Origin of the sequence: Chryseobacterium sp. SIMBA_028, assembly GCF_046535285.1 — a bacterium.
GTDB lineage: Bacteria > Bacteroidota > Bacteroidia > Flavobacteriales > Weeksellaceae > Chryseobacterium.
On record NZ_JAWRWZ010000015.1, the window covers coordinates 56,219 to 69,327 of the forward strand.

The window sequence follows — 13,109 nt, forward strand, 5'->3', positions numbered from 1 at the left end:
AGGTGTATCCTTATTTTAGAAAAACAAAATTATCGGGTTGATCTGAAGAATCGTCGTCTTCCTCTTCATCATATTCTTCCTCTTCGGATAGTTCCAATTCTATATCGATAAAGTGAATATAAAGTCCACATATGTTGTCCTGCTCATCATAAGCAAAGTAAACCGGATATATCCCATCCCCTATTCCACTTGCAAATATGGGAATCTTATATTCTGTATTGGGGACTGTCCAATTGATCCAATCCCCCGGATCTCTTTGATTTGCCGGATTTTTTTTATAGTTTTCTGCAAATAGTTCTGCAAAATAATCATCATAAATATTATCTACATCAAGCTCTGAGATAAATTTTTCTACATAAGGCACTACTTCCGGATCTGCAACACATGCTAAACCGGCATCTACCGTAAATCCAAAAAATTCACCTTCATTGGTGCCGTCAAGTTCTTCTATTCCGATTAATGCTTCTCTGTAGATAGCTGGTTTTTCTTTTGTAAATTCTACTTTTACAGCTGCATATCGATCACCCCAGTCCTCCAGCTTTACCACGGCAATTGTCACCGGAAAATTTCCTTTAGGAACATCCACAAAATAGGGTTTCTCCTTTGTATTTAAATACACGAGCGGATCTCTTACAATTACTTTTCCTGATGGCAGGGAAACATTTCCTATTTCCATGACCTCCATCTTCTGATCCATAATTTCCTCTGAAGTAAAATACGTTTCAATATCTACAGGAGATATAAGAATGTTTTTTACTTCTTCCCATTTTTGCATCCAGTTGTCATTCATTGTTCAATATTTTTTGAATTGATTTCAAGCCTGAAAGTAATGAATAAATATAAAGCAGTCAAATATAGCTGAAGGTTTTAACAAAAGATTATTAAAACAAAGCAGCACATCTGATGAAATGCTGCTTTATGTATTGTTTATATTTAACATTGGGTACGTTAAGAACTAGCACATATAACACATGCAGCTGCTAGGTCTGGCCATCTTCCGGGGATACAACAGACTCCCGGAGGACAAGAATGAGGAGTACAAGACCAGATTGGGCCGCCTCCTTTAAGAGATCTCAATTCATTTCTTGAAAGTTTTTTTAAGTTTTTCATAGTAATCAGTTTTGATATTCTCTCCTACTCTATATGCTTTTCGGATTTCGCCTATTAAAGTTAATGTTTTTTTAATTAAAATCCTTATAAATAATTGATATGCTGAAAGTTCCTATTCCATCCTATAACAAAGCAGCAAATTATTTCTAAAATGCTGCTTTGTTATATTTTATTTTGAATTAAATTAATCCAAACTGTTCAAAATGATGGGTAAAATGCTTTTTGTGCATCAGTTCCCACATTTCCTTGTTCAGTTTTCCGAATACAAAATTCAGGTGTTCTGCCTGTGGATTTTCTTTGTAATACACCACAAATCTCTTCAGATTATCAATGAATGATTGCTTTGCAGCATCCAGATTCTTGTGTATAGGTTCCGGAAGTGAACCATCCTGTGGTAAAAACGGTGCAATAAAATCTTTTGGCATCTTTCTGTGGTTGTAAAGAGAGTCCTGATATTTTTCGATATTCTCTTCCGGAGTGAAGCATTTCTCTGCTTCCGGTTCTCCCAAACTTACCAATACTCCTTGTTCAAGGTGTTCGATCATTTGCTGTGGAGACATTTTACCCCATAATGCAGGAGTCTTTTCCGTTAATCCGTTTAGGATCTTTTGAACATTCTTCACATTCAGATCAATGAAGGGAGATTGCTTTGCCACCAATGTCAAGATAGTAGCTACACAAACCACCTCATCTCTTTGGTTTACAACCTCAACCAGCCATTTTACAACTCCTGACGGGATATTTCTTCCCTTTACTCCTCTGTTGATTTTCTCTTTTGCCGTCAGATAAACCGTAATGGTATCACCTGCATATACCGGCTTAAAGAAACTACACTCTTCTAATCCGTAATTAGCAATAACAGGTCCTTTTTTACCGGAAACAAATAATCCTGCTGCTGCTGAAAGAATAAAGTATCCGTGAGCAACCGTTTTATCGAAGATCGTTCCCGTTAAGCTTGTCGCATCGGTATGAGCGTAGAAATGATCCCATGAAACATTGGAGAAATTCACGATATCTGCATCAGTAACGGTTCTTCCTGCTGTTTCTAAAGAGTCTCCTACTTCAACTTCTTCAAAGTATTTCTGGAAAGGGTGTTTGTCTGAGAATTTCTTCTCTGCCCCTTGCTGATAGACTTTGGTAATTGCCTTCAGTACATCCGGTGATCCCTGAATAGCTGTTTTTTGCAGGAAGAAATGCAGACCACTTAAACCGCCCATTTCTTCTCCACCTCCTGCTCTACCAGGTCCTCCGTGCATTAATGTCGGAAGGGGCGAACCATGTCCTGTGCTTTCCTTAGCATTGTCTCTGTTCAATACATAGATTCTTCCGTGTTGGGAAGCCATTTTCCATGATGTTTCTGCAATAAAGTTTTCGTCATGAGAAATAATGGATCCTACCAAGCTTCCTTTTCCTCTTTTTGCCAAAGCAGCTGCCTCTTCAGCATCTTTGTAAGGCATTAATGTAGATACCGGCCCAAAAGCTTCTACATCGTGAGAGATATTTTTTTCGAAAGGCTTATCATTCAGAAATAATTTCGGACTCATAAATGCTCCGTTTTCATAGGATGCATCTACAAGTTCATGTTTCCCATCATATACAAGCTCTGTTTCTGATTTTAAAATGTTTACTTTTCTTAAAACCTCTTCATACTGCTGTCTTCCCACCAAAGATCCCATTCTTGTTTCTCTGCTTAATGGGTTTCCTATTTTTGTTTGGTCTAAAGCCTTTGATAAAGCACTCTGAACATCACCAATTAAATGTTCCGGAACAATAATTCTTCTGATCGCCGTACATTTCTGGCCGGCTTTTGTAGTCATTTCGTTACGTACTTCCTTGATAAATAGATCAAATTCGGGGGTTCCCGGTTTTGCCTCTAATCCAAGGATTGAACAGTTCAGGGAATCTGCTTCCATATTGAAACGAACTGCATTTCCTGCAACGGATGGAAGAGATTTTAATTTTCTCCCTGTAGTGGCAGAACCTGTAAACAAAACAGAGTCTCCATCCTGAACATAATCCAGAATATTTCCAGGTTCTCCGCATACCAGTTGTACAGCACCTTCAGGTAATACTCCACTTTCAATCATATCCTGAAATACCACATTGGTAAGGTAAGAACCAAAAGGTGATGGTTTTACAATAGATGGTACTCCTGCTAACAATGATGTGGATAACTTTTCTAACATTCCCCAAACAGGAAAGTTGTAGGCATTAATCTGTACAGAAACCCCCTCACTTGGTGTTAAAATATGAGTTCCCAAATGAGTTCCGTTTGCAGAAATCTTCTGAGTATCGCCATCTACCCAAAACGGGGTATTAGGAAGCATTCTCTTCGCCAACCCTGAATAGGTAAAGAAAGTTCCGAAACCTCCTTCAATATCCACCCATGAATCAACATGTGTAGCCCCTGTTTTATAAGATAATTCGTAGTATTTTTTCTTTCTTTCCAGTAAGTAAAGCGCTACCTTTTTCAACATTTCTCCACGATCATAGAACGTCATTGAAGAAAGGTTTTTGTATCCTACAGTCCTACCATAATCTAGAGCCTGTTCAAAGTTTAGTCCCTCTGTATCAGAAACGGCTACCTGTTCTCCTGTTACGGCATTGTATAAAGGAATACCTTCTCCGGCTCCCTCTACCCATTCTCCGTAGATATAGTTTTTTAGTTTTTCCATAAAATATTTTATACTTTAATTTATCAATGTATCAATTTAACAGTTTACCAATGAGATTCTTACTTCGTTCAGAATAACATTATATAATATAATTGTTAGATTTTTACATTGTTATACTGTTACATTTATTTCGGTTCCTGATATGGAAACATCTTTACCAATCCCTCGTATAAGCTTCTGTGAAGAATGGTTGCGTGATTGTCTGTTTCCATCATTTTATATTCAATTGTCCAGTTTTTCTTATTGGATTTTTTAAGAACATCATACCAGGCTTCGGCATCTTTTACCATTACCGGATGTTCTCCTTTTCCTACAGAAATATAAACGAATTTTTTAGTATCCGAAGATTTTGAAAGTAATTGAGGAGCTTGTTTTAATAAACTTTCATCATCCCACCATAAACTTGGGCTGATGATAAAATAGTTATTAAACATTTCAGGTTTTTTCAGTAGAATCTCAGTTGCCAAAAGCCCACCCAATGATTGACCAAACAAATATTTATCTGTTGTTTTAAACTGAGTTTCTATGTAGGGTTTTAATTCTTTTTCAAGAAAGGTGATGAACTTGTCAGAATGTCCTGTTGTAGGGTAATCTTTTTGTAGATCCTTCAGATCTGTATGGAATGTGAAATCTCTTTTTCTGTCTACATTAGCAATTCCCACCACAATTGTTGCCGGCATGGAATACATTTGATTAAAGAACTGTACCAATCCTGAAACGTGGATAAAATCTTCATTCACACTTCCGTCCAGAAGATAAATAATGGGATAAGATTTAGTTTTATCAAACCCTTGAGGAAGATAAATATTCAATGTTCTTTCTTCATTTAAAACCTTGGATTTTAATGTCCTTACCTCACCAATGGTAAGTGGTTTTGTTGTTTCTGTCTGTGCAGACACTGTAAAGTTAACAGCAAACAGAATACTGCATAATATGAAAAATTTCTTGATCATGTTTAATTTTATAGTTATTATTTAATATCATCCCAGATACTGTAATCCACCACTTTCGTAGGAATTTGCTGAACATATTCTGTAAATGGCTCACAAGGTAAGATTGCTTCTTTTCCCTCTCTTGCCAATTCCTGATATAGTTTTGTTCCCTCGGTTTTCCAATGGATCATTTCATCAGAAACATCGCGGATAACTTTTGCAGGACTTCCTACAATCAGCTTTCTGGGTTCACATCTAAAGTTGGCAGGCACAAAAGCCAATGCACCAACAATACTTTCGTCACCAATATAAGCCTTGTCCATCACTACAGAATTCATCCCGATTAAGCAATTCTTTCCAATGTGACCGGAGTGAATAATCGCTCCGTGGCCAATATGTGCAGATTCTTCGAGGATTGTTTCTATATTAGGAAAAACATGCAGGGTACAATTTTCCTGAACGTTGGCTCCGTCTTTAATGATAATTTTCCCCCAGTCTCCACGGATAACGGCATTCGGACCAATATAGACTTCTTCACCAATTTCCACATTTCCGATAATAACGGCTTGTGGATGAATATAGGCAGAAGATTTTATAATAGGACGGATACCGTGATATGAGTAGATATTCATAAAATTTAAATTTAATGTACCAATTTAACAATGTAACAGTCTAGCAATAGATTCAATATTGTTATATTGGTAAACTGTTACATTGTTACATTATTTAAAAAGTTATACTTTTTCAATGACCATTGCGTATCCCTGTCCGACACCGATACAAAGGGTACACAATGCATATTTCTTATCTTGTTTTTGAAGCTCTATGGCCGCTGAACCAATAATTCTTGCACCGGAAACCCCTAGTGGATGACCGATGGCAATAGCTCCACCATTTGGATTTATTCTTGCGTCATCATCCTGTAAACCTAAGCTTCTTGTTACTGCTAAGGCTTGTGCAGCAAAGGCTTCGTTTAATTCAATGATATCCATATCTTCAAGAGAAAGGTTTAATCTTTTTAAAAGCTTTTGGGTAGCTTCTACAGGCCCAATTCCCATGATTCTAGGTTCTACGCCCGCTACTGAAGATCCTAAAATCTTAGCCTTAGGTTTTAGTCCATATTTTTTTACAGCTTCTTCACTTGCAAGGATCAAGGCGGCTGCTCCATCGTTCATTCCTGAAGCATTTCCGGCAGTTACTGTTCCCTCTTTTCTGAAAGCCGGACGAAGTTTTCCTAATCCCTCCATTGATGAGGTTGGCTTAATAAATTCATCTTTTTCAAAAACGATTGGATCACCTTTTCTTTGTGGGATTTCAACTTTTACAATTTCTTCAGCCAGTCTTCCATTTTCCTGAGCTTTTGTTGCTTTTTGCTGAGACCACAGGGCAAATTTATCCTGATCCTCTCTGTTGATCTGATGCATATCAGCCAGGTTCTCTGCTGTTTCACCCATCCCATCTACGCCATACATTTCTTTCATCTTCGGATTAACAAAACGCCATCCGAAAGTTGTATCATACATCTGACTGTCTCTTCCGAAAGCTGCGCTTGGTTTTGACATCACGTAAGGAGAACGCGTCATGTGTTCTACTCCACCTGCAATATAGATTTCTCCTTCTCCTGCTGCAATGGAACGAAATGCATTAGCCACAGCAGACATTCCAGAAGCACAAAGCCTATTTACCGTTTCGCCTCCAATTTTATAAGGAAGTCCAGCCAATAAAAGTCCCATTCTGGCTACGTTTCTATTATCTTCACCTGCTTGGTTCGCACATCCGAAAATAACATCCTCAATTTCCTCAACAGGAACTTCTGGATTTCTTGTGACCACTTCTTTGATAACAATGGCAGCCAAGTCATCTGCTCTTACTTCTGATAATCCTCCCTGTAGTTTTGAAATAGGAGTTCTTACATAGTCTATGATGTATACGTTGTTCATAATGATTTTAATGTAACAATTTAGCAATCTAACAGTGTAACAATTGTTGATACATTGTCATATTGGTTATTGATTTTTATTTAAACTTGTACTTAATATTTGATATATACCTTTTCAAATCTCTGCATCTTTCATTGAAAATGATAGCTTTTAGAATGCTTACAGAGATAGAGCCAATATTTTGTTTCTTCTACTTCTTTAGCCGCAGTTTTAATTTTATTTACAAATTGTTAGATCAGTAAATTATTACATTGCGACATTGAGCTTAAAGCTCTGTTACTTTCTTTCCAATTTTATAAACTGTCCCGACAAATTTTGCAATCAGATCATTATTTTGATTGGTGATCTTAATGTCATAAACAGCTGTTTTTCTTGTATCATTTACCAAGATGCTTTCTGCTCTGAATACATCACCCTCTTTTCCTGCCTTGGTAAAATTGATGATACAGTTCAAGGCTACGGCTGCGTCGCCAGTATTATTGGAGGAAAATGCCAGGGCAGAGTCTGCAAAAGCAAACGTAACCCCTCCGTGAACTGTTTTAAGCCCATTGATCATGTCCTTTTTGATGGGCATTTCTATCAGGCAATAATTTTCTTTTACTTCAATCATTTTGATATTCATCCATTGGGAAAAATAATCCTGATTGAACATATAATCTGCAACTTGTCTTGGATTCATTTCTATAGGTTTGTTATTTCTTCATATAACTCATCAGATAATCTGTCGTAAACACTCATTGTTTTACCGAGAATAATCTGTTCGTATGAAAGATTTTCTGATTCTGATAAATTTCCCGAAGGATAGGATGCATTTAAATCAATTCCACTTTCGTTGGCTAATCTTTTGATCAGCTCTTTGTATTTCTCATTAAACTTTCCGAGTAACTCAAGTCTTTCCGATTCATCAATAGATGTTGCTTCCTGAGTTAAATACTGCTTTTCAATAGAAAGCCTTACCTCCAATTCATCCCTGAATTCTTCTATATTCATTATTTTTGAATGTAACAATTTAACAATCTAACAGTTGACCAATACAATCCTTTGATAAGCTAACATAACCATGGTATTATTATATTGGTAAACTGATACATTGATCCATTTTATAGCTTACGAAGTAAAGGACTTTGTCTGTACCTTTCTTCCTGATATTCTTCGTAAAGACTCTGGAGTGTTTCGGAAATTTTTGAATATCCTATTTCTTTTCCCCAGCTTAATAATCCTTTTGGATAGTTTACGCCTTTCTGCATGGCCAATTCGATATCATCATCGTTTGCAACGCCTAATCTTTTAGCTTCTACAGCTTCATTAATCAACATTGAAATGATTCTTAAAAAAATCTGCTGATAAAGAGCATCATCTTTTTGGGCTTCCGGTTTTACAGCTCCCTCACTATAATCATAGAAGCCTCTTCCTGTTTTTCTTCCATGAAGTTTTGCCTCAGACATTCTCTGTTGAAGTAGAGATGGTTTGTATTTCGGGTCGTAGAAATAATCTTTGTAAACAGTAGTTGTTACAGCAAAGTTAACGTCAACTCCAATAAGGTCCATTAATTCAAAAGGCCCCATTTTGAAGTTTCCAAGAGTCTTCATTGCTTCATCTACCTGTTCCGGTGTTGCAATGTTTTCTTCAACAATTCTTAATCCCTCACCATAATAAGGGCGGGCAATTCTGTTAACTATAAATCCGGGAATATCCTTAGCAATAACAGGTATTTTCCCCCATTCTTTCATGAGGTTATAGATTTTTTCTGCTAAGTTTTTTTCTGTTAATAAAGAGGGTATTACTTCCACTAATGGCATCAATGGAGCCGGATTGAAGAAGTGAATTCCGATGAAGCGCTCCGGCTTCTTTAATTCTGCACCAAGAGAGGTGATGGAAATGGATGATGTATTGGAACCAATGATACAGTTTTCAGAGACATAGGTTTCAAGTTCTGTAAAAACCTTGGTTTTGATGTCTTTATTCTCAATAATTGCTTCAATAACCAGATCAGAATCTTTTAAATCCTGAAGGGTTTCCCCTTTAGCAATATTGTTTCTGATCTCTGTAGCTTTTTCCTGAGAAATCTTGCCTTTTTCGACAAGCTTTTGAAGTGTTTTCTCTAAGCCTGAAAGTGCTTTATCTATTTGTGGAGCATTAGCGTCAAATAAAACGACTTTGCATCCTGCTGTTGCAGCGACCTGAGCAATTCCAACGCCCATGGTTCCTGCCCCAATAATTCCAATATTCTTCATTTTTGTACAATGTAAAATGTACAATGTAAAAAGCATTTAACTGTACATTTTACTTTCTACATTGTACAGATTTTTTATTTTCCTTTATAATTAGGTTTTCTTTTCTGTAAAAAGGCATTTACTCCCTCCAGGAAGTCTTCTGTTTCTGCAGCTTCCTGCTGCAAGTCTCCCTCAAGTTCCAACTGCTCTTTCAAAGTATTTGTATAAGATTGAGCAAAAGCTTTTTTCGTCAGTTTAAGGGCTGCTGTTGGCATGTTCGCCATTTTCTCAAGGATTTCCATTGATTTTGGCCCAAATTCTTCTTCACTGAAAACCTCAGCAACAAGACCGTAAGATTTAGATTCTTCAGCAGATAATTTTTTACCTGTGAAAGCTAAATAATTCGCCAACTGTCTACCTAAAAGCTTCGGTAAGAAATAAGTTCCTCCTGTATCAGGAATCAAACCGATATTTGAAAACGCCTGTGAAAAATAGGCTTTATTGTTTGCCAATACAAAGTCGCAGATTAATGCTAACATAGCACCCGCACCTACTGCTGGTCCGTTTACCAATGCAATAACCGGTTTTTTACAACGAGTAACTTCGGTAACCAACGGATTGTAGTAATCTACCACAATTTTTCTGATGATATCCTGATCATGGTGTTCTTTACCAGTCACGAAAGCTTCATCCAGATTCTGACCGGAGCAAAACGCTCTTCCTCTTCCGGAAATAGCAACACATCTTACAGTTTCATCATTACTGCATTCTTTTACAAAATCTCTCAAGTCTGCCAGTGCAGGCTTTGTAAGAGCGTTCATTGTTTCAGGCTGATTAAGATATGCTATTTTGAGCTTCCCGTCAAAATGCGATTCAATATCGAGTTGTGTATACATAAAAACATCTATTTAAGTTCAGATAAATATAATAATTTAACAGTATAACAATGTAACAATTTACCAATTAGAGTGCGAATATTTCAATGCTATGCATTATTGGTATGATTAGATTGTCACATTACTAGATTGCTACATTTCTTAATGGCATTTAAAATAATCAAACGGCTCCAGACAGTCTAAGCATTGATAAGAAGCCTTACACAAGGTAGACCCGAATCTGCTGATCTGTTTGGTATGCTCAGAACCACAACGTGGACATTTTTTCGGTTTCCCGATATGATGTTCGTCTGCTCCTTTTTCAGGAGGCGTAATCCCGTAAACCCTAAGTTTTTCTCTTGCTTCATCTGTCAACCAGTCTGTTGTCCAGATAGGAAACATTTTGGTCACCACCTTTGCATCCCATCCATTCTCTTTCATCATTTTGATAATGTCCTCTTCAATGGTGAACATTGCAGGGCAAGCGGAATAAGTAGGCGTAATTATTACTTCACAAGTATGTTCACCTGTGATTTGTGCCTCTCTTACGATCCCTAATTCCACAATATCAATGACCGGAATTTCCGGATCTGGGATTGTTTTTAATAAGTTTAATAAATCGTTCATTATTATCTGAGAATTACCTCATTTTTTCTACCATGTACATCCCGGATACGCTCTCTGCATATACTGAAGTTCACAAAGAATGAATCCAAAATACTCTGTATGGTATCCTGTTCTTGATTTTGGCTGCATAAACGGATTGATCGGATATTCTAATCCAAAATCCTGAAAATCTTTCTCTGTAATGGCAACGAAGTCTTTGTATAACTCATCAACATTGGGAACGATATTTAAAATAGTCAAATCATCTTCTCCGTCTACTTTTGCGAATAATCCTTTTGAATATTCCCAGATATCTTCAATCGCTTTTTCTAAACGAGTTTTGCTTTCTTCTGTTCCCTGAGCAAAAATTTTCATCCAGGAAGCAGCATGGGTATAATGATATCTTACTTCTTTCAAAGATTTTTGAGCAATCGCAGAAAGTTCTTCATTAGCAGAATTGGACAATGCTTCATACATCAGCTTTTGATAGACTGCAAAAACATACACTTTCAAAATAGTCTGTGCATAATCTTCATTGGGAAGTTCTACCCAGTGTGCATTTAGATATTCATGCTCGTATCTTAGGAAAGCCAAATCATCCTCACTTTTGCCGTTATCAATCACTCTGGAGGCGTAAACGTAAAAATTGTTAGCCTGACCAAGCTCATCCAAAGCAATGTTCGTCAATGCAATATCTTCCTCCAGATAAGGACCTTCACCACACCATGCAGACAAACGCTGCCCCATAATGAAACTGTCGTCTGCTAGTTTTAATAAATAATTATATAATGGGTTCATTGTTTAGTAGATTTCTGATTTCAGACACTGGATTTCAGATTGACAAAAAAGTCTATTACCTGAGATCTCACATCTTGAAGTCTTTATTAATTACATATTTTTTACATCGTTTGGAATATCATAGAAAGTCGGGTGACGGTATAGTTTGTCATCAGCCGGATCGAAGAAAGCTTCCTTGTCTATCCCTTCTGAAGTGACAATATATTTACTTGGAACTACCCAAACAGAAGTCCCCTCTTTTCTTCTTGTATAAACGTCTCTTGCATTTTGCAAAGCCATTTCTGCTGTTGGTGCCTGTACTATTCCAACGTGTTTGTGAGATAATCCCGGTTTAGTCTGAATAAACACTTCCCACATATCTAATTGACTCATTATCTATTTTTATTTTTTAATTTAATTTGATATTGAAATTATTTTCAACATATTTTAAAATCTTCATAAAGCTTTCATATTCATCTATCCCTGGAGTAACATTTAAATAACTTTCAGGATTAGAATAATGAAATTCATTCTCTTCATTATTTGATTTATATTTTACTAAAAAGTCTACCCCGCCTGTAATACTATGTTCTCTTGTAAATAATCCATATCTTTTTTCATCATTATCGTATACAGCCTTTGATTGGGATGTCTTATATCTGAAAAAATCTTCTTTAGGGAGATAACCGATATTCATTGACTCCAGAGTAACAAAAGCTTTTTCAAGTATATCTTTAGATTTCAGTTGAGTAACTTTTGCCGGAGTGATTCTAAATTCATCCTTACTTATGTAATAGGGTGAAAACCATTGTATCAACTCAGCATTCCAATTCTCACCTTTCCCCTGATAAATTCTGAAAATCTTTCCTCCGATTGTCATTTTGGAACCTTGATAAATTATTATTTCTTTTTTATTTTCAATATTAATAGGAAGACCGGCAAGTTTATTTACATCCTGTCCTTTTAATACTGAAACCATAAGGAAAAATAAAATTTGAAATAAAACTTTCACTAATTTCTTAATTTACTTTCTGGTTTTGTTTTTCGGCAAACGCTGCAGCGGCTTCCTTTACCCACGAATTTTCTCTTTGCGCTTTTCTCTTCGTTTCGATACGTTTTTTATTGCACGGTCCGTTACCTTTTAAGATTTCCATGAATTCTCCCCAAGGAAGTTCTCCGAAGTCGTAGTGCTGTCTTTCCTCATTCCATTTCAGATCTTTATCAGGAATTGTTAATCCTAAGAATTCTGCCTGAGAAACGGTAACGTCAATGAATCTCTGACGAAGACTGTCATTACTTTCTCTTTTTACTCTGTAGTTCATAGAGATTTTAGAGTTTGGCGAACTGTCATCATTAGGTCCAAACATCATTAAAGCCGGCCACCAAAAACGATTTAACGAAGCCTGTGCCATTTCCTTTTGTTGTTTTGTACCACGGCAAAGCGCCATCAGGATTTCATACCCTTGTCTTTGGTGAAAAGACTCTTCTTTACAGATTTTCACCATCGCTCTTGAATAAGGACCATAAGAATTCCCCATCAGCATTACCTGATTCATGATAGCGGCACCGTCTACCAACCAGCCGATGGCACCAATGTCTGCCCAGCTTAATGTAGGGTAATTAAATATACTTGAATACTTGGCTTTTCCTTCCAGCATATCTTCATAAGTGGCATCTCTATCTGCTCTGATCGTTCCGTTTCCTAACGTTTCTGTTGCAGAGTATAAATACAAGCCATGTCCTGCTTCATCCTGAACCTTAGCTAAAAGAGCCATTTTTCTCCTCAATGAAGGAGCTCTGGATATCCAGTTCGCTTCCGGCAACATCCCGACAATCTCAGAATGTGCATGCTGCGAAATCTGACGAACCAATAATTTCCTGTAATCATCAGGCATTACATCCTTTGGTTCTACTTTATTTTCTTCGTGAACGTATTGAACAAATTTTTCTAAGTCCATAATTTTTTCAATTTAGCAATGTA

The 13,109-nt window shown here is 36.7% G+C and carries 15 protein-coding genes; all 15 read right to left on the bottom strand.

What is annotated here, in order from left to right; translation table 11 throughout:
• Positions 1–10: 10 nt before the first annotated feature.
• The 15 genes from SCA31_RS18765 to paaA all read right to left on the bottom strand — a co-directional run bounded on the left by SCA31_RS18765 (position 11) and on the right by paaA (position 13,086).
• Positions 11–790: a DUF4241 domain-containing protein gene (locus SCA31_RS18765; RefSeq protein ID WP_410698560.1), complete on the bottom strand. Its 780-nt coding sequence runs from the start codon at positions 788–790 to the stop codon at positions 11–13.
• A gap of 158 nt (positions 791–948) precedes the next feature.
• Complete coding sequence (locus SCA31_RS18770; protein ID WP_410698561.1) at positions 949–1,110, bottom strand: bacteriocin-like protein; 162 nt, start codon at positions 1,108–1,110, stop codon at positions 949–951.
• A gap of 179 nt (positions 1,111–1,289) precedes the next feature.
• Positions 1,290–3,785 (bottom strand): phenylacetic acid degradation bifunctional protein PaaZ, encoded by a 2,496-nt coding sequence (gene paaZ, locus SCA31_RS18775; protein ID WP_410698562.1) that lies wholly within the window; start codon positions 3,783–3,785, stop codon positions 1,290–1,292.
• A 125-nt stretch (positions 3,786–3,910) separates the two neighbouring features.
• Positions 3,911–4,738, bottom strand: coding sequence for an alpha/beta hydrolase (locus SCA31_RS18780; RefSeq protein WP_410698563.1), 828 nt, complete (start codon positions 4,736–4,738; stop codon positions 3,911–3,913).
• Positions 4,739–4,755: 17 nt separating this feature from the next.
• The gene (locus tag SCA31_RS18785) at positions 4,756–5,349 is read right to left on the bottom strand and encodes a transferase hexapeptide repeat family protein (RefSeq protein WP_109623738.1); all 594 of its coding nucleotides are present in this window, start codon (positions 5,347–5,349) and stop codon (positions 4,756–4,758) included.
• 102 nt (positions 5,350–5,451) lie between these two features.
• Positions 5,452–6,657: a 3-oxoadipyl-CoA thiolase gene (gene pcaF / locus SCA31_RS18790; RefSeq protein ID WP_410698564.1), complete on the bottom strand. Its 1,206-nt coding sequence runs from the start codon at positions 6,655–6,657 to the stop codon at positions 5,452–5,454.
• Positions 6,658–6,922: 265 nt separating this feature from the next.
• Complete coding sequence (locus tag SCA31_RS18795; protein ID WP_106918157.1) at positions 6,923–7,336, bottom strand: PaaI family thioesterase; 414 nt, start codon at positions 7,334–7,336, stop codon at positions 6,923–6,925.
• A 2-nt stretch (positions 7,337–7,338) separates the two neighbouring features.
• Positions 7,339–7,647 (bottom strand): hypothetical protein, encoded by a 309-nt coding sequence (locus SCA31_RS18800; protein ID WP_410698565.1) that lies wholly within the window; start codon positions 7,645–7,647, stop codon positions 7,339–7,341.
• A 110-nt stretch (positions 7,648–7,757) separates the two neighbouring features.
• Positions 7,758–8,891: a 3-hydroxyacyl-CoA dehydrogenase NAD-binding domain-containing protein gene (locus SCA31_RS18805; protein ID WP_410698566.1), complete on the bottom strand. Its 1,134-nt coding sequence runs from the start codon at positions 8,889–8,891 to the stop codon at positions 7,758–7,760.
• 74 nt (positions 8,892–8,965) lie between these two features.
• Entirely contained in the window at positions 8,966–9,766 is an 801-nt protein-coding gene (locus SCA31_RS18810; protein WP_076357310.1) for an enoyl-CoA hydratase/isomerase family protein, read from the bottom strand.
• Between the two features lie 141 nt (positions 9,767–9,907).
• Positions 9,908–10,372: a 1,2-phenylacetyl-CoA epoxidase subunit PaaD gene (gene paaD / locus SCA31_RS18815; RefSeq protein WP_410698567.1), complete on the bottom strand. Its 465-nt coding sequence runs from the start codon at positions 10,370–10,372 to the stop codon at positions 9,908–9,910.
• A gap of 27 nt (positions 10,373–10,399) precedes the next feature.
• Positions 10,400–11,149, bottom strand: coding sequence for a 1,2-phenylacetyl-CoA epoxidase subunit PaaC (gene paaC, locus SCA31_RS18820; protein WP_410698568.1), 750 nt, complete (start codon positions 11,147–11,149; stop codon positions 10,400–10,402).
• A gap of 90 nt (positions 11,150–11,239) precedes the next feature.
• Positions 11,240–11,521: a 1,2-phenylacetyl-CoA epoxidase subunit PaaB gene (gene paaB / locus SCA31_RS18825; protein WP_034703047.1), complete on the bottom strand. Its 282-nt coding sequence runs from the start codon at positions 11,519–11,521 to the stop codon at positions 11,240–11,242.
• Between the two features lie 16 nt (positions 11,522–11,537).
• Positions 11,538–12,107 carry a hypothetical protein gene (locus tag SCA31_RS18830; RefSeq protein ID WP_410698569.1) on the bottom strand — a complete coding sequence of 190 codons (570 nt, stop codon included), beginning with the start codon at positions 12,105–12,107 and terminating at the stop codon, positions 11,538–11,540.
• A gap of 40 nt (positions 12,108–12,147) precedes the next feature.
• Entirely contained in the window at positions 12,148–13,086 is a 939-nt protein-coding gene (gene paaA / locus SCA31_RS18835) for a 1,2-phenylacetyl-CoA epoxidase subunit PaaA (protein ID WP_410698570.1), read from the bottom strand.
• Positions 13,087–13,109: the final 23 nt, after the last annotated feature.